Source organism: Kosakonia sp. MUSA4 (assembly GCF_013085925.1).
Classification (GTDB): domain Bacteria; phylum Pseudomonadota; class Gammaproteobacteria; order Enterobacterales; family Enterobacteriaceae; genus Kosakonia; species Kosakonia sacchari_B.
Genome location: NZ_CP025697.1, coordinates 4200917 through 4218319 on the forward strand (window position 1 = coordinate 4200917; position 17403 = coordinate 4218319).

General features: G+C 59.4%; 16 protein-coding genes. 14 read left to right on the forward strand and 2 right to left on the reverse strand.

Annotated features, from left to right (window positions below; translation table 11 throughout):
• Window positions 1–3: 3 nt before the first annotated feature.
• From hypB to C0557_RS19905, 6 genes are read left to right on the forward strand one after another with little or no spacing between them, the layout of a single operon-like run.
• The gene (gene hypB, locus C0557_RS19880) at window positions 4–876 is read left to right on the forward strand and encodes a hydrogenase nickel incorporation protein HypB (protein WP_074773380.1); all 873 of its coding nucleotides are present in this window, start codon (window positions 4–6) and stop codon (window positions 874–876) included.
• Window positions 867–1139, forward strand: a complete 273-nt coding sequence (locus tag C0557_RS19885) for a HypC/HybG/HupF family hydrogenase formation chaperone (RefSeq protein WP_208660430.1) — start codon at window positions 867–869, stop codon at window positions 1137–1139. The genes hypB and C0557_RS19885 overlap by 10 nt, the downstream gene beginning before the upstream one ends.
• On the forward strand, window positions 1139–2260 hold the full coding sequence (hypD, locus tag C0557_RS19890) for a hydrogenase formation protein HypD (RefSeq protein ID WP_208660432.1): 1122 nt from the start codon (window positions 1139–1141) through the stop codon (window positions 2258–2260). Before C0557_RS19885 ends, hypD begins: the two co-directional genes overlap by 1 nt.
• A complete protein-coding gene (gene hypE, locus C0557_RS19895; RefSeq protein ID WP_007370504.1) occupies window positions 2257–3267 on the forward strand; it encodes a hydrogenase expression/formation protein HypE in 1011 nt (336 codons plus the stop codon). The genes hypD and hypE overlap by 4 nt, the downstream gene beginning before the upstream one ends.
• Before the next feature lie 56 nt (window positions 3268–3323).
• Window positions 3324–5399, forward strand: coding sequence for a formate hydrogenlyase transcriptional activator FlhA (gene flhA, locus C0557_RS19900; RefSeq protein ID WP_208660434.1), 2076 nt, complete (start codon window positions 3324–3326; stop codon window positions 5397–5399).
• Between the two features lie 42 nt (window positions 5400–5441).
• Complete coding sequence (locus C0557_RS19905; RefSeq protein WP_043952460.1) at window positions 5442–5870, forward strand: molybdopterin-binding protein; 429 nt, start codon at window positions 5442–5444, stop codon at window positions 5868–5870.
• Between the two features lie 431 nt (window positions 5871–6301).
• On the opposite strand, the gene C0557_RS19910 is transcribed toward C0557_RS19905, so the two are convergent.
• Together C0557_RS19910 and C0557_RS19915 are read right to left on the reverse strand one after the other, a co-directional pair.
• Window positions 6302–6748 (reverse strand): hypothetical protein, encoded by a 447-nt coding sequence (locus C0557_RS19910; RefSeq protein ID WP_074773366.1) that lies wholly within the window; start codon window positions 6746–6748, stop codon window positions 6302–6304.
• Between the two features lie 966 nt (window positions 6749–7714).
• Complete coding sequence (locus C0557_RS19915) at window positions 7715–8056, reverse strand: nitrous oxide-stimulated promoter family protein (protein WP_074773363.1); 342 nt, start codon at window positions 8054–8056, stop codon at window positions 7715–7717.
• 214 nt (window positions 8057–8270) lie between these two features.
• Here C0557_RS19915 and C0557_RS19920 point away from each other — a divergent pair, with 214 nt between their 5' ends.
• The 8 genes from C0557_RS19920 (at window position 8271) to C0557_RS19955 (ending at window position 17348) form a co-directional block, all read left to right on the forward strand.
• Window positions 8271–9185: a LysR family transcriptional regulator gene (locus C0557_RS19920; RefSeq protein WP_208660437.1), complete on the forward strand. Its 915-nt coding sequence runs from the start codon at window positions 8271–8273 to the stop codon at window positions 9183–9185.
• 136 nt (window positions 9186–9321) lie between these two features.
• Window positions 9322–10749: a M20 family metallopeptidase gene (locus C0557_RS19925; protein ID WP_208660440.1), complete on the forward strand. Its 1428-nt coding sequence runs from the start codon at window positions 9322–9324 to the stop codon at window positions 10747–10749.
• Window positions 10750–10760: 11 nt separating this feature from the next.
• Window positions 10761–12353: an ABC transporter substrate-binding protein gene (locus tag C0557_RS19930; RefSeq protein ID WP_208660442.1), complete on the forward strand. Its 1593-nt coding sequence runs from the start codon at window positions 10761–10763 to the stop codon at window positions 12351–12353.
• A gap of 12 nt (window positions 12354–12365) precedes the next feature.
• Entirely contained in the window at window positions 12366–13439 is a 1074-nt protein-coding gene (locus C0557_RS19935; protein WP_208660444.1) for an ABC transporter permease, read from the forward strand.
• Window positions 13436–14368 carry an ABC transporter permease gene (locus tag C0557_RS19940; RefSeq protein ID WP_208660446.1) on the forward strand — a complete coding sequence of 311 codons (933 nt, stop codon included), beginning with the start codon at window positions 13436–13438 and terminating at the stop codon, window positions 14366–14368. Before C0557_RS19935 ends, C0557_RS19940 begins: the two co-directional genes overlap by 4 nt.
• The gene (locus C0557_RS19945) at window positions 14361–15227 is read left to right on the forward strand and encodes an ABC transporter ATP-binding protein (protein ID WP_074773346.1); all 867 of its coding nucleotides are present in this window, start codon (window positions 14361–14363) and stop codon (window positions 15225–15227) included. Before C0557_RS19940 ends, C0557_RS19945 begins: the two co-directional genes overlap by 8 nt.
• Window positions 15224–15988: an ABC transporter ATP-binding protein gene (locus C0557_RS19950; protein WP_208660448.1), complete on the forward strand. Its 765-nt coding sequence runs from the start codon at window positions 15224–15226 to the stop codon at window positions 15986–15988. Before C0557_RS19945 ends, C0557_RS19950 begins: the two co-directional genes overlap by 4 nt.
• 37 nt (window positions 15989–16025) lie before the next feature.
• Entirely contained in the window at window positions 16026–17348 is a 1323-nt protein-coding gene (locus tag C0557_RS19955) for an MmgE/PrpD family protein (RefSeq protein WP_208660450.1), read from the forward strand.
• Window positions 17349–17403: the final 55 nt, after the last annotated feature.

Here is a 17403-nt window from a genome sequence, read left to right on the forward strand (position 1 = left end):
ACAATGTGTACAACATGTGGTTGTCAGGACGGTAACCTTTATATCGAGGGTGACGAACATAACCCGCACTCTGCATTTCGCAGCGCACCGTTCGCCCCTGCTGCGCGCCCTGCGCTAACTATAACCCGCATCAATACCGGTGAGTTCGCCCCAACCCAATCGGATAACGGCGATTTGCATTACGGTCATGGCGAAGCCGGCACCCACGCGCCGGGCATGAGCCAGCGCCGGATGCTGGAAGTGGAGATCGACGTCCTGGATAAAAATAACCAGATCGCCGCCCGCAACCGCGCCCGCTTTGCCGCCCGCCAGCAACTGGTGCTGAACCTGGTCTCCAGCCCTGGCTCCGGCAAAACCACTCTGCTCACCGAAACCCTGCAGCGCCTGAATGCGCGCGTACCCTGCGCGGTGATCGAAGGGGATCAGCAAACCGTCAACGACGCTGCGCGTATTCGCGCCACCGGTACTCCGGCGATTCAGGTGAATACCGGCAAGGGTTGCCACCTGGATGCGCAGATGATTGCCGATGCTGCGCCGCGTCTGCCGCTCGACGATCGCGGCATTCTGTTTATTGAAAACGTCGGCAACCTGGTGTGCCCGGCGGGCTTCGATCTGGGCGAACGCCATAAAGTGGCGGTGTTGTCGGTGACCGAAGGGGAAGACAAGCCGCTGAAATATCCGCACATGTTCGCCGCCGCCTCGCTGATGCTGCTCAATAAAGTGGATCTGCTGCCGTACCTCAATTTTGACGTCGAGCGCTGCATCGCTTATGCCCGTGAAGTGAACCCGCAGATTGAGATCCTGCTGGTTTCCGCCACCAAAGGCGACGGGATGGACGCCTGGCTCGACTGGCTGGAGACGCAACGATGTGCATAGGCGTACCGGGGCAAATTTGCGCCATTGACGGCCTGCAAGCCAGAGTGGATGTCTGCGGCATTCAGCGCGACGTCGATTTAACCCTGGTCGGCAGCCACGATGAACACGGCCAGCCGCGTCTCGGCCAGTGGGTGCTGGTGCACGTCGGTTTTGCCATGAGCGTGATTAACGAAGCCGAAGCGCTCGATACTCTGGCGGCGCTGCAAAATATGTTCGATGTCGAGCCGGATGTCGGCGCGCTGCTCTACGGCGAGGAGAAATAATGCGTTTTGTCGACGAATATCGCGCCCCGGGACAGGTGATGCAGCTGATTGCCCATCTGCGCGAACGGGCGTCTCATCTCAGCTATACCGCCGCGCGTCCGCTGCGCATTATGGAAGTGTGCGGCGGTCATACGCACGCCATCTTTAAATTTGGCCTTGACCAGTTACTGCCGGAAAACATCGAGTTTATCCACGGGCCGGGCTGCCCGGTGTGCGTGTTACCGATGGGGCGCATCGATACCTGCGTAGAGATCGCCAGCCATCCGGAAGTAATCTTCTGTACTTTCGGCGACGCCATTCGCGTGCCGGGGAAAAAAGGCTCGCTGTTACAGGCGAAAGCGCGCGGTGCCGATGTGCGCATCGTCTATTCACCGATGGATGCGCTGGCGCTGGCGGAAAAAAATCCGCAGCGCAAAGTGGTGTTCTTCGGCCTCGGTTTCGAAACCACCATGCCCGCCACGGCTATTACGCTTCAGCAGGCGAAAGCCCGCAACATCAACAACTTCTGGTTTTTCTGCCAGCACATTACGCTGATCCCGACGCTGCGCAGCCTGCTGGAACAGCCGGACAACGGCATCGACGCTTTCCTTGCGCCCGGCCATGTCAGCATGGTGATCGGCACCGACGCCTACACCTTTATTGCCGAAGAATTTCGCCGCCCGCTGGTGGTGGCCGGGTTTGAACCGCTGGATCTGTTGCAGGGCGTGGTAATGCTGGTGGAACAGAAAATCGCCGCGCAAAGCCGGGTGGAAAACCAGTACCGCCGCGTCGTGCCGGATGAAGGCAACCGGCTGGCGCAGGCCGCGATTGCCGATGTGTTTGCCGTCAGCGGCGACAGCGAGTGGCGCGGGCTGGGGGTGATCGGCGAGTCCGGCGTACATCTGACGCAGGCTTATCAGCAGTTCGACGCCGAAGCGCACTTTCACCCGGCTGCACAGCAGGTGTATGACGATCCGCGCGCCCGCTGCGGCGATGTGCTGACCGGCCGCTGCAAACCGCACCAGTGCCCGCTGTTTGGCAATACCTGTAATCCGCAAAGCGCCTTTGGCGCGCTGATGGTCTCCTCAGAAGGAGCCTGCGCGGCCTGGTATCAGTATCGCGCTCAGGAGTGTGAAGTATGAATGAAGTCCAACTCGCCCACGGTAGCGGCGGCCAGGCGATGCAGCAGCTTATCAGCCAGCTCTTTATGGAGGCGTTCGCCAATCCGTGGCTGGCGGAACAAGAAGATCAGGCGCGGCTGGATCTGGCCGCGCTGGCTGCCAGCGGCGACAGGCTGGCGTTCTCCACCGACAGCTATGTGATCGATCCGCTGTTCTTCCCCGGCGGCAATATTGGCAAGCTGGCGGTATGCGGCACCGCCAACGACATCGCCGTCAGCGGCGCGACTCCGCGTTATCTCTCCTGCGGCTTTATCCTTGAAGAAGGTCTGCCGATGGCGACGCTGAAAACCGTCGTCGACAGCATGGCCGCCACCGCCCGCGCGGCCGATATCGCGATTGTGACCGGCGATACCAAAGTGGTGCAGCGCGGCGCGGCGGATAAGCTATTTATCAATACTGCCGGGATTGGCGCGATTCCGCGCTCGATTCGCTGGGCGGCGCAGTCGCTGCAACCAGGCGACGTACTGCTGGCAAGCGGCACGCTGGGCGATCATGGCGCCACGATTCTTAATTTGCGCGAAGGGCTGGGGCTGGACGGGGAGTTGTCCAGCGATTGCGCGGTGCTGACGCCGCTTATCGCCACCCTGCACGATCTTCCCGGCGTGAAAGCGCTGCGCGATGCCACGCGCGGCGGCGTGAATGCGGTGGTACATGAGTTTGCCGCTGCCTGCGGCTTCGGTATCGAACTCAACGAAGCCGCGTTACCGGTAAAACCGGCAGTGCGTGGCGTTTGCGAGTTACTGGGGCTGGAAGCGCTGAACTTTGCCAACGAAGGCAAACTGGTGATTGCCGTACAGCGCGAGGCCGCAGAGCAGGCGCTGTCACGTTTACGCGCCCACCCGCTTGGCGCGGATGCCGCTATCATTGGTGAAGTTGTTGAACGTCAGGGCGTACGCCTGGCGGGGCTGTACGGCGTTAAACGCCTGTTAGATTTACCCCACGCGGAACCGTTGCCGCGTATTTGCTAATTTTTTGTTTTTTATTATTTTTTTCACACCTGCGAGTGTGTTCCTGGATGAGTAATATGTCGTATACACCGATGAGCGATCTCGGACAACAAGGGTTGTTCGATATCACCCGTGTTTTGTTACAACAGCCGGATATGGCGTCACTCAGCGAAACGCTGGCCCGGCTGACCCGCCAGGCGGCACTCGCGGATAGCGCGGCGATTGTGCTGTGGCATGCAGACAGCCACAGCGCCAGCCGCTACGCCGTCAACGCCCCTGCAAACAATGCAACTTATGAGGATCATTTACTGCTGGCGGGTGGGCCGGTCAGGCACATTCTTTCCCACCCGCAGGCGCTCTATTGTAGCGCGACCACGTTTGCGGAAACCTGGCCTGCGCTGACGCAGAACCGGCTCTATCCGCCGTTTGCGCACTACTGCCTGCTGCCGCTGGCGGCGGAGGGGCAAATTTTCGGCGGCTGCGAATTTTTTCGCCGCGACGGGCAACCGTGGAGCGATAAAGAGAGCGAACGCCTGCACACCCTGGCGCAAATCGTCGCCGTGGTCGCCGAGCAGCTCCAGAGCCGCGACAACCAGACGCCGGATTACCAGTTATTGTGCCAGGAGCGGGACGATTTTCGCATTCTGGTGGCCATCACCAATGCGGTGCTCTCGCGGCTGCATATGGACGAGCTGGTCAGCGAAGTGGCGAAAGAGATCCACTACTATTTCGGCATCGACGCCATCAGCCTGGTGCTGCGCGGCAGCCGCAAAGGCAAGCTGACTATCTATTCGACGCACTACAAAGATGAAGTGAATCCGAAGCATGAGATTCAGGAAGCCGACGAAGAGGGAACGCTGACCGAGCGGGTGTTCCGCAGCAAAGAGATGCTGCTGCTCAATCTGCACGAGCGCGACAAACTCGCGCCCTACGAGCGGATGCTGTTTGAAACCTGGGGCAATGAGATCCAGACGCTGTGCCTGCTGCCGCTGATGTCCGGCAAGAATCTGCTCGGCGTGCTGAAACTGGCGCAGTGCCAGAAAGAGGTGTTTACCCAGGCGAATCTCAAGCTGCTGCGCCAGATTGCCGAGCGCATCGCCATCGCCGTGGATAACGCGCTGGCGTACCAGGAAATTCACCGCCTGAAGGAGCGGCTGGTGGATGAAAACCTGGCGCTGACCGAGCAGCTAAATAATGTTGATAGCGAGTTTGGCGAGATCATCGGCCGCAGCCAGGCGATGTTCAGCGTGCTGAAACAGGTTGAGATGGTGGCGCAAAGTAACAGCACGGTGCTGATCCTCGGCGAAACCGGTACCGGCAAGGAGCTGATTGCCCGCGCGATCCATAACCTCAGCGATCGCAACAGCCGCAGAATGGTGAAGATGAACTGCGCCGCCATGCCCGCCGGGCTGCTGGAAAGCGATCTCTTTGGTCATGAACGCGGCGCGTTTACCGGTGCCAGCACCCAGCGGATTGGCCGCTTCGAGCTGGCGGATAAAAGCTCGCTGTTTCTTGATGAAGTGGGCGATATGCCGCTGGAGCTGCAACCGAAGCTGTTGCGCGTGTTGCAGGAGCAGGAGTTCGAGCGGCTCGGCAGCAATAAGCTGATCCAGACCGATGTGCGGCTGATCGCCGCCACCAACCGCGATCTGAAACAGATGGTCGCCGATCGCGAGTTCCGTAGCGATCTTTACTACCGGCTCAATGTCTTTCCGATTCATCTGCCGCCGCTGCGCGAACGGCCGGAAGACATTCCGCTGCTGGTGAAAGCTTTCACCTTCAAGATTGCCCGCAAAATGGGCCGCTGCATCGACAGTATTCCAGCGGAAACGTTACGCGTGCTGAGTTCCATGGAGTGGCCGGGCAACGTGCGCGAGCTGGAGAACGTCATCGAACGGGCGGTGCTGCTGACGCACGGCAATGTGCTGCAACTTTCGCTGCCGGAAATCACCGTTCCACCTCAGCCGGTAGCGGAGCCTGCTGAAGTGGCTCGCGAAGGCGAAGATGAGTACCAGCTGATTGTTCGCGTGCTGCGCGAAACCAACGGCGTGGTCGCCGGGCCAAAAGGCGCAGCGCAGCGGCTGGGGCTTAAACGCACCACCCTGCTTTCGCGCATGAAACGTTTAGGTATCAATAAAGACGCACTATGTTAAGCTGGAAAAACATTCAACATATCCATACATAATGGAGGCCTTATGGCAGTTTCAGCGCGTAATCAGTTAGTGGGCAAGGTCAGTGCTACCTCTCACGGTGCCGTTAATGATGAAGTGGAACTTACCCTCGACGGCGGTGCAAAACTGGTGGCGATTGTCACCAGCAGCAGCCAGGCGGCACTGGGGCTGACGCCGGGTAAAGAGGCTATCGCGCTGATCAAAGCGCCGTGGGTGACGCTGGCGACCGAAGATTGCGGGCTGAAGTTCTCCGCCCGCAATCAGTTCGCCGGGAAAGTCACTTCGGTGACCGAAGGCGCGGTCAACGCCACGGTGCATGTGCAGACCGACGCCGGGTTTGAGCTGGTGGCAGTGGTGACCAATGAAAGCGTGCAAGATTTGCAACTGGGCAGCGGTAAACGCGTGATTGCGCTGATTAAGGCTTCGGCGATTTTGATCGCAACGCGCGCCTGAGTGCTGCCGCAGTTGTAGGCCGGATAAGGCAAAGCCGCCATCCGGCGTTTTTGGAAGATAGTGGAAGGGTTCCGTTCACCAGAAGAGCGGCGGACACTTAAGCTTTGTATCTCGTGAACGGGATAAGGGGAGCTTACCGCGCTCCCCTTATCAATCCCCGCGGCCCCGCGGGAAATCGGTGCTACGCACTACGCTCATCTCCCGAGTGCCTGACTGCGGTCGGCTCAACTCGCCGTCCATGGCTCGGTTCGCCTCTGGCCGCCATCCCTGTCGTCCAGACCTTGTCATTCACTCTTCGATTCGCCGATTTCAGCGGGGACTCAAACCGTCGCTTCCGTATCTGTGCTTATAAAACTACGGCGTCGCTGTAAGGAAACATCTGCCAGAGCATAATGGTAGGCCCGGTAAGCGCAGCGCCACCGGGCACGGTCTCAGAGCTCGATGATTATGTCACCCTGTTTTAACCAGCGCGGTGCTTTCATCATATCGGCAAAAAAATCGACCAGTCTGTACAGCAAATCCCGGAGAACGCTTTCGGGTTCAGGCGCGAGCGTGCCGCTCATCAGCAGTTGTGTCAGGGTCTGACAGTAGCCACACAGTTGGTCGGCTTCTGGCTCAAATAGCGGGAGGTGGCCAGGGAAATGTTCAACGGTCAGACTGGCTTTTAAATGTTCCGGAACAGGATCGAGCAACGTGGGTTGCAGCAGGTTAAGACAGGCAGAAAGCCTGCCGCAGAGTGCCATTTTCTGTTGCGGATCGTCGCATTCCGCCAGCACTTCGGCAAAACGCTCGCAGTTATCCGCAAGCTCAGTGAAATCCGTGCTGTGGCTGAACGGCGAGGTAAATAAGGCGTGAGTCAGGGTTGGTGTCGTGTTCATAAAAATATCTCAAGTGAGTGATGATGCTAACCGCCACCAGAGGTTCCAATCTCATTGGTGGCAGAACCGAACAGGGTTGGAACTACCGGACTCACAGACCGGCGCGTCTCTCGACGCCCCCATTCGGCCCGCCATTGAGGTGTGACCAAACGCACGACATACAAATATGTCGCCTGTGAGTGAGCAGGGTTCCAATCCCGACGCCTGATTTTGCAGGCGCGGAGAGAACATAGGACTAACACGTACAGGCGGCAAGGGATTATAACTAACCTGATGAAGGGATTACCATTCCCGGAAGCAGCTTCGCAAAATTCCTGCATAAAAGCATTCAAATACAAGATGCCTGAGAGCCAGGCACGATTGCCGGATGGCGGCTTTGCCTTATCCGGCCTACGTAATCCAGCAATATCCCGCCATACTGTAGGCCCGGCAAGTGTTAGCGCCACCGGGCATTTCCCGGCAGCGACACCGTTTCCTCCGACGAATAAAAAGGCTGAAGCGAGGGGGTTGAGTCCCCGCTGAAATCGGCGAGCCGGAGGGCAGATGACAAGGTCTGGACGCCATGGATGGCGGCCAGGCGAACCGAGACACGACAAAATTGCCGGGAGCAATTTTGAACAGCGCTTGCGCTGGCCCCGAAGGGGCGAGTCCCAGGGATGGGACGAGTAATGGCGAGTTGAGCCGACCGCAGGCAGATGACCGGGAGGTGAGCGCAGTGCGCAGCACCGATTTCCCGCGGGGCCGCGGGGATTGATAAGGGGTGCGCGGTAAGCGCCCCTTATCCCGTTCACCGCATAACGGTTTACAGGAACTCCCGCTCTTATAGTGAACGGAACCCTTCCACAATATTCCCAAAATGCCGGATGGCGGCTCCGCCTTATCCGGCCTACGCAATCCAGCAATATCCCGCCATACCGTAGGCCCGGTAAGCGTTAGCGCCACCGGGCAACATGCCGGAAAATCGATTTATTTCCGCCGATACTTCTCCGGCAAATCCGGCACCGGGCGCTTATCATCAATCAAATGGCGCACCGTCAACAGCGGATGCCGCCATAACATACGCGGCCCCGCCCAGCGCATAATCTGCTTCATCTCTTCGCGCTTTGCCGGCTGGTAACAGTGCACCGGGCACTGCTTGCAGGCCGGTTTCTCTTCGCCGAACACGCACTTATCCAGCCGTTTTTCCGCATAAGCGTACAAATTCGCATAGTGCGATTCACTGCTGACCGCATCCGGGCAGGCACGCTGATAGAGCGCGATCATTTTGCGGATTGTCAGTTTCTCCCGCAGGATCCGTGGACCAGACATACACAATACCCATCAATTAAGATGCATTCATAATACATCTTAATATTACTCCGTTGCACCTCATTAGTGCGCTTTCTGCGCAATCATGGGGGCTTCTTCCCCTACTCTGCGTCGCAGCGCGCGTGAGCGCCCGCCTGCAAGAGTGGCGCGTTTCTTGCCTAACTGACTGTTTACCCGAGGAGACGTTTTCCCATTCATTTCACAAGGTATCGCTATGGAATTGAAATGGTTCGAAGATTTTCTCAGTGTTGCCCGCAGTCTTAGCTTCACGCGCGCCGCCGATGAGCGGCACATCACCCAATCCGCCCTGAGCCGTCGTATCCGCCAACTGGAAGAGTGGCTTGGCGTCCCGCTGTTCGATCGCAAAACCTACCCGGTGGCGCTGACGCCGGAGGGCGAAGCCTTTCACGCCACCGCCAGCGAAACCGTGTTCGCCATGACCCATCTGCGTAACGATCTGAACCAGCGCTTTCGCTCGCGCACAGCGGTGTTGCGCTTTGCTATGCTCAATACCCTGTCGCTGACCTTTTTCCCGGACTGGATCCAGCGCCTGAATCTGCAACAGCAGCTTGGGTATATCCGCATGTGCAACTCCAAGCCGAGCTTTGTCGAGCACATCGCCACGCTGCACAGCGGCGAAACCGATTTTCTGCTCACCTACGCCCACGACGCGGTATCGCTGATCCGCCAGCTTGCGCCTTACCCGATGATCCATTTAGGCCGCGAATGGGCGATTCCGGTCTGCCGACCGGACAGCGGCGGGCAGCCGCTCTACCCCATCAACCCCAACGGACGCCCGATCCCGTGGCTGAGCTACGGCAGCCACTCCTTTTTCGCCCATGCGCTGGCGCAAATGCTGAGCGAGCGCCCGTTGCCGCTGGAAGCCGTGTATGAAAACGGCATGTCGGCCAACCTGAAAGCGATGACGCTGGCGGGCGGCGGCGTCGCCTGGCTGCCGCTAAGCCTTGTCCACGAGGAGTTGTCGAACGGCACGCTGGTACGCGCCGGAAGCAGTGACTGGGAAATCAAACTGGCGATCCGCCTCTATCGCCAGCCGGTACTGCGTAACCCGCAAGCGGAACAACTTTGGCAGTTGATCCAGCAGAGCGAAACCGCCCATGCCGCCTGATGGCGGCAGACTATGCAAGAACGGAATAGCCAGTGTGAATTGCTCATTGGCCTTTTGCGAACAGTTGCCCTCATTCTGGTGGTACAGCGACGTTAACGCGTGCGCATTATGCCGACCAACCAAACTGGGGAGTATCATGGAAAACAAAGCGTTAGTCTGGAAGTGGGTAGAGAACTATCAGCACGATTTCTGCGATCTCAGCGATCGTGTATGGGGTACGCCGGAGATCTGCTACACCGAATATCGCTCGGTGGCCGAACATACCGCGATGCTAAAAACGCAAGGTTTCCGCGTCACCGAAAACGTCGCCGGTATTCCTACCGCGGTGATGGGTGAAGCGGGAAGCGACGGGCCGATCATCGCTTTCCTCGGTGAATACGATGCGCTGCCCGGCCTGAGCCAGGCCTCCGGCGTCGCGCACTACTCGCCGCTGCCGGGCAACGGTCATGGCCACGGTTGCGGGCATAACCTGCTCGGCTCCGGCGCCATGCTGGCGGCCACCGCGCTGAAAGCCTGGCTGGAAGAGACCGGCACGCCAGGCCGCGTGCGTTACTACGGTTGTCCGGCGGAAGAAGGCGGCGCGGCGAAATCCTTTATGGCGCGCGCGGGAGCTTTCGATGGTGTTGATGTGGCGATAACCTGGCACCCCAGCGCACATCATGAAGTGGCGAAACCGCTGTCGCTGGCCAATACCCGCATGGATTTCTTCTTTACCGGCCGCTCCTCCCACGCCGCCGCTTCCCCGCATTTAGGCCGCAGCGCACTCGACGCCGCAGAGTTGATGAACGTGGGCGTCCAGTTTCTGCGTGAGCACGTACCGCAGGATTCCCGCATCCATTACGCGATGCTTGATTCCGGCGGCATTGCGCCGAACGTGGTGCAGGCGAAAGCCGCAGTGCGTTATGCCATTCGCGCGCGCGATGTCCACGCCATGTTTGATCTGAACGAACGCGTAAAACGCGTGGCGCAGGGCGCGGCGCTGATGACCGACACCAAAGTGGAGATCAGCATCATGAGCGCCGTCTCTAACCTGCTCGGCAACCGTCCGCTGGAAGAGGCGATGCAGCGCAATCTGGAAAGCCTGGGTACGGTGCCGTTCGACGACGCCGACATGGCCTTTGCCGCCGAAATCCAGGACACGCTCTCCACAGAGGAGATTGCCAGTTGCTACCGCAAAACCGGAATTAAACCGGCAAACCCGAAGCCGCTCAGCGACTACATCATCCCACTGGATACCCACGGCGAAGTGATGATCGGTTCCACCGACGTCGGCGATGTGAGCTGGGTGCTACCGACCGTGCAGGCGCATATTCCCACCATGGCGATTGGCACGCCGGGCCACTCCTGGCAACTCACCGCACAGGGCAAAATGCCAGCCGCCCACAAAGGCCTTGCCCATGTGGCGAAAGTGATGGCCGCCACCGCCGTCGATGTGTTGACCGACAAAGTGCTACTGGCGCAGGTGAAAAAAGCGCACTTCGAGCAGGTGAGCGAAAAACCGTATCACTGCCCCATCCCGGAAGAAGTGATGCCGCCCATCCAGCCACGCCCGGCCACGTTATAAGGATATCCGACATGAAATTCACCCCGATTGCCGTAGCCGTGGCACTGACCAGCGCCGTCAGCCTTAATGCTCAGGCCGCCACGCCGCCGGATTCACTGGTGATGGCATGGAATATTGACGCCATCAGCACCTGGGATCCGGCGCAGATTGGCGAAGTGGTAACCAGCGAAATCTACGCCAACACCTGCGACGCGCTGGTCGATTTTGATGTGAAAGATGAGAAGAAACTGACCCCAGCAATGGCGAAAAGCTGGGATGTGTCGCCGGATCGCAAAACCATTACCTTCCATTTGCAGGACAACCTGAAGTTCCCGGACGGCACACCCGCCAGCGCAGGCGATCTGGCGTGGTCCATGCAGCGGGTGGTGAAACTCGGTTACGGTAACGCCGCACAGATCACCGAATATGGCTTTAACAAAGAGAATGTCGACAGCCGCATTACCGCGCCGGATGACAAAACGCTGGTGATGACGCTGGATAAACCCTACCCCACCAGCCTCGTTTTACAGGCAATCGCGGCCAATAACGTCTCGTCGCTGCTCAACCGCAAAGTGGTGGAAAAAGAGGCCGTGGAGGGCGATTTCGGCCACAAATACCTCACCACGCACACCGCCTGCGTTGGCCCGTATCAACTGGTGCGCTGGAACGCCGGTGAAGGCGTGATGTTGCAGGCCACCGATAACTACTGGGGCAAAGCACCGGTACTGAAACGTGTACTGATCCGCCACGTTGCCGAAACCGGCACTCAGCGCCTGCTGCTGACGCAGGGCGATGTGGATATTGCCCGCGATCTGTCGGCTGACGATCTGAAAACCCTGGATGAAGGCGGCAAAGTAAGGGTGGACAAGGTCCTGAAACCGCAGCTCTTTTTCTGGACCTTCAACAATGAAGATCCGATCTTCAAAAATGAAAAAGTGCGCCTCGCCATGCGCTATCTGATCGACTACGACGGCTTAGGCAAAAGCGTGATGCCTTACCTCGGCGTACCGCGCGCGAGCTTTGTGCAGCTTGGCGCGTTCGGCGCGCTGGACGAAAAGGAAGGCCAGCCGTTCAAACTCGATCTGGCAAAAGCCAAACAGTTACTCACCGAAGCCGGTTACCCGAATGGTTTTAGCGCCTCGGTGATTTTCGGCACCCTTGCCCACTCGGCGCCCATCGCGCAAAGCATTCAGCAGAATGCCTCGAAAATCGGCGTCAAGCTGACGCTGGAGCGCATGGCGAACGCCCAGTTGTTTAGCCGGGCGCGCGGACGCGAATTCCAGAGCGCGATGATGGCGTGGCAAACCTCCGTGCCAGATGCCTACGGTAATGCCTCAAGGCTGGTATTTAACCCGGATAACCGCAAAGAGGCGCGCGCCACGCAATATCCGAGCTGGCGCGCTGCTTACTACGACGCACAGATGAACCAGAAAGTGGAAGCCGCCCTGCTGGAGCCGGATGACGCCAAACGCAGCGAGATGTATGCCGCATTGCAGAAAGAGGTGATGGAGAAAGGGCCGATGGCGATCATGTTCCAGATGTACAACAGCGCGGGCATTAGCCCGGCGGTGAAGAACTGGACGTGGAACGGTTTTCGCGTCTGGTACGGTGACGCAAGTAAGTAATGGAGGTTGCTGATGTCTCAGGTTATTGCACCGACCACAACCGATAACACTCCGCCGCCGTGGATGCGCCTGGCAGGCCGTCTCTTTCGGGGAGCCCTTTCCATCTGCTGTACGCTGCTGGGGCTGGCGGCGCTGACCTTCTTTATCGGTCGGCTGCTGCCTATCGACCCGGTAGTGGCGGTGATTGGCGATAACGCCAGCCACGAAGCCTACGAGAAGATGTATGAACAACTCGGGCTGAATCAGCCGCTGTGGAAACAGTTTGTCGATTATGTCTGGCAGCTGCTGCACCTGGATTTCGGCACCGCGCTGACCACCAGCCAGCCCGTGGCGCAGGATATCGCCCGCGTCTTTCCGGCGACGCTGGAACTGGCCACGGTGGCGGCGATAATTGGCGTCGGCCTCGGCATTCCCGCCGGGGTCTTCGCTGCGATGTACCGCAACTCATGGTTTGATCATCTGATCCGTTTTGTCGGTTTGCTGAGTTACTCCACGCCGCATTTCTGGCTGGGATTGATGGGGCTGCTACTGTTTTACGCCACCCTTGGCTGGATCGGCGGGCCGGGGCGCATCGACTTTATCTACGAATTCGAGCTGCACCCGGTCACCGGATTCTGGCTGCTGGATAGCGCCCTGAACGGCAACTGGGCGGTATTCAAAAATGTCTTCAGCCACATCATTCTGCCCGCCTCGATCCTTGGGCTGAGCGCACTGGCGTATATCAGCCGTATGACCCGCAGCTTTATGATCGAGCAACTCTCCCAGGAGTACATCATCACCGCCCGCGTCAAAGGCTTGTCCTGGGCGCGCTGCGTCTGGGTACACGCGTTTCGCAATGTTGCTGTCCCGGTGCTGACCGTGGTGGCGCTCTCCTGGGCGTGGCTGCTGGAAGGGGCGGTATTGACGGAAACCGTCTTCGCCTGGCCCGGTTTTGGCCGCTACCTGACCAACGCTCTGCTGGCGGGCGACATGAACGCCGTGGTCGGCTGCACTCTACTGACCGGTGCGATTTTTGTCGCCCTTAATCTGCTGTGCGATCTGCTGTACCGCATCTTCGATCCGCGCACGCGACGGGAGGACCAATGACCGATTCGAGCAAATACCTGCGCGCCCATCCGCGCCAGGGGCTGCGCGCGTGGCTGCGCGATCCGGCGCCGCAAACCCCGTTACAGGCCAGAGTTCAGCTTGCCTGGATCCAGTGGCGACGTTTTTGCGCCAACCACTCCGCGCTGTTTGGTCTGCTGGTGTTGCTGATCATCGTTGCCGCCGCGCTGTTTGCACCGTGGCTGGCAAACCACGATATCTACGCGCAAAACCTGGCACTGCGCCTGCAACCAGCGAGTACAGAACACTGGCTCGGCACCGATGAACTGGGGCGTGACATCTTCAGCCGCCTGCTGTATGGCGCGCGCATCACGCTCTATATCACCGGGTTGACGGCGCTGATTATCACCCCGCTCGGGCTGGTGATTGGCGCCACGGCGGGCTATCTCGGCGGGCGCGTCGATACGCTGCTGATGCGGCTGGTGGATATCTTTCTTGCCTTCCCCAGCCTGATCCTCGCACTGGCGTTTGTCGCCGCCCTCGGCCCCGGCATTGAGAACGCGATTATCGCCATTTCCCTCTCCGCCTGGCCGCCGATTGCCCGTCTGGCGCGCGCTGAAACGCTGGCCATCCGCAAGATGGATTACATCGCGGCGGTGCGCTTACAGGGCGCATCGGCGTGGCACATCATTTCGCGCCACGTGATGCCAATGTGCCTGCCGTCAGTGGTGGTGCGCGTCACGCTCAATATGGCGGCGATTATTCTCACTGCCGCCGGGCTTGGCTTTCTTGGCCTTGGCGCGCAGGCACCCAGCCCGGAATGGGGCGCGATGCTGGCCTCCGGGCGCGAATTTATGCTGAACAATGGCTGGATTGCCGCCATTCCCGGTTTAGCGATTTTGTTTACCAGCCTGGCCTTTAACCTGCTCGGCGACGGCCTGCGCGATGTAATGGATATCCGCCATGAATAATCCACTGCTGGAAGTAGAAAACCTGAGCATCCTGTTTAAAGGGGCGCACGAAGATAACCTCGCGGTGCGCGACGTGAGCTTTCAGGTCGGGCGGGAAAAGGTCGCGATTGTCGGCGAATCTGGTTCGGGGAAATCGCAGACCTGCCGCGCCCTGCTGAAACTGACGCCGAAAATCGGCCATGTGCGGGCCGCCAAAATGCGTTTCGGCGAGATCGATCTGCTGAACGCCAGCGAACGGCAGATGCGCACCATTCGCGGCAACCGCATCTCGATGATCCTGCAAGACCCGCGCTTTTCGCTGAACCCGTTAATGCGCATCGGCGATCAGGTGGCGGAAGCCTGGCGTTTACACCGTCGCGTCAGCAAAGAGGAAGCCCGCGCCCGCGCGCTGGAAATGCTGGAATCGGTACATATTCGCGATGTGGCGAAAGTCGCCCGCCTCTACCCGCACGAAATCTCCGGCGGTATGGGGCAGCGGGTGATGATCGCCATGATGCTGATCCCGGAACCGGATCTGATCATCGCCGACGAACCGACCTCCGCGCTGGATGTAACAGTGCGCCGCCAGGTGCTCAGCATCCTTGATGAGCAACTGCAACGCCGCCAGACCGGGCTGCTGTTTATCACTCACGATTTAAACCTGGTGTCGCGTTTCTGCGACCGGGTGCTGGTGATGTACGCCGGACGCATTGTCGAAGAGATCCGCGCCAGTGAACTTGACCAGGCCTGCCATCCCTATACCCAGGCGCTGCTCGCCAGCCAGCCCCGGCTGCGCGAACCGGTAGAAACGCTGCGTGTGCCGACGCGCGATCCCGCCTGGTTAAACGGCCCCAGTTACCGCGATGGAGTAGCCCAATGAACCCGATCCCGACAACAGAACGCGCCATTGAAATGGTTAATCTGGCCATCGCTTTTGGTCAGGGTAACCAGCGCCGCCAGGTGGTGAACGATGTCAGCCTGATGCTGGCGCGCGGTGAAAGTTACGGCCTGATTGGCGAATCCGGCTGTGGCAAATCCACCGTGCTGCGCGCGCTGGCCGGGCTGAACCCGGATTATCACGGCCATATTTTGTTTAATAACCGCGAACAGCAACCGCGCCGCGATAAAGCCTTTTACCGTCAGGTGCAGATGGTTTTTCAGGATCCGTATGCCTCGCTGCACCCGCGAAAAATGGTGTGGGCCAGCCTGCGCGAACCGCTAAAACTGCACGATATGGATCGGCATGAAGCGCGGATCAGCGATGTGCTGCATGCGGTCGGCCTCTCTGATGCTTTTCGCTACCGCTATCCGCACCAGCTCTCCGGCGGCCAGCGCCAGCGCATGGCGATCGCCCGTGCGCTGATCCTCGAACCGTCGGTTCTGCTACTTGATGAGCCCACTTCCGCGCTGGATGTTTCCGTACAGGCGGAGATCCTCAACTTACTCAGCCGCATGCGCCAGCAGCGCAACCTGACCTACCTGCTGGTCACCCACGATTTGGCAGTGGTTACCCACCTTTGCGAACGCGTTGGCGTGATGTATCAGGGGAAATTGCTGGAAGAGGTCAGTGCGGCGCGTTTACGAAAGGGCGATGCGCAAGAAACCTATACCCGTGAGTTTCTCGCGGCAAGTGAAGCGTGAGCATAAACGCCATCTGGCGTCTGAAGGAGTGGGCATCATGACACTGATCGAAAAGCTGGCGCACTGGTGCGCCGCACCGCAGCCCTTTAGCGAGCGGGCAAAAATGCTGGCGCGCGAAGCCATTACCGATACGCTGGCCTGCATGGTCGCCGGGCAGAATGACTTTTCCACCCGCGCGGTGAGCGAGGCGTGGCGCGATTCGCCGCGCAGTGCCGCACAGGCGGCGCTGGTGAACGCTACCGCTGCGCACGCCATCGACTATGACGATAATTTTACGCCGGGAATGAGCCACGCTTCCGCCGTGCTGATCCCGGCGCTGTTACCGGTGGCGCTGGCGCAGAACAGCAGCGGCGCGGAGCTGATTGCCGCTTATCTGGTGGGTTTACAGGCGCAGGCGTTTATTGGTGAAGCGACCGGTTACGGCCATTACACCGCCGGATGGCACGGCACATCGACAATTGGCTGTATTGGCAGCGCCGCAGGCGTGGCGGCGCTGATGGGGCAAGATGCGCCAGGCATTGCCCGCACATTGAGTATAGCGGTCAGCATGGCCAGCGGCGTAAAAGGGCAGTTCGGCACGCCACTCAAACCGTTTCATGCTGGTATGGCCGCACGTAACGCAGTTGAAGCCGCAACCCTTGCCCGCACCGGGATGCACGGCAGACTGGATATTTTTGAATGCCCGCAGGGTTTTGCCGAACTCTATGCCGGAACGCTGAGCCTGCCCGGCTGGCTTAACGACCGCCAGCATGTGATTGAACGCGTCGGCGTCATGCCGAAAAAACACCCCTGTTGCGGCTCAACGCACCGCATTCTGGATGCGATTGCCGATTTGCAGGCGCAACGGCTCTTCCATACCGATGAGGTTGAACAGGTGCACTGCCAGGTGGGCATTGCCAACTGGCGCAACCTGGCATATCCGCAGCCCGTTGACGAGATGCAGGCGCGGTTTTCCATGCCTTACTGCGTGGCGGTGATGCTGGAAAAAGGGGCGCTCAGCGTTTCAGATTTCACGCCAGAAGCCGTTACTGCGCAGGCCGATGCGCAGAAACTGGCGCGTATTACCATGAGCCACTGGACGGCAGAGCAGGAAAATGAAAACGCCGCGCTGCCACATACGCTGACGGTAACGCTCAAGGATGGCCGCACGCTTCGCCATTCGCGCTGGCAGGCAAAAGGCGTGCTGGAGGAACCGTTCAGCGAAGCGGAACGGCAGGCGAAGTTCCTCGATTGCTGCGCGCATCTGCCCGATGCGCAGGCGCTTTACGAGCAATTAGCGAATCTGGAACAAACGCGCGATATCGGTTTTCTGCGCCGGATGATGGTCACCAGCGTCTCTTCGCTACAGGGTGATGCATAAGCACAGCATCGCGCACGGGGAGATGGCGCATCACGCTATCTCCCCGTCGCTGAGC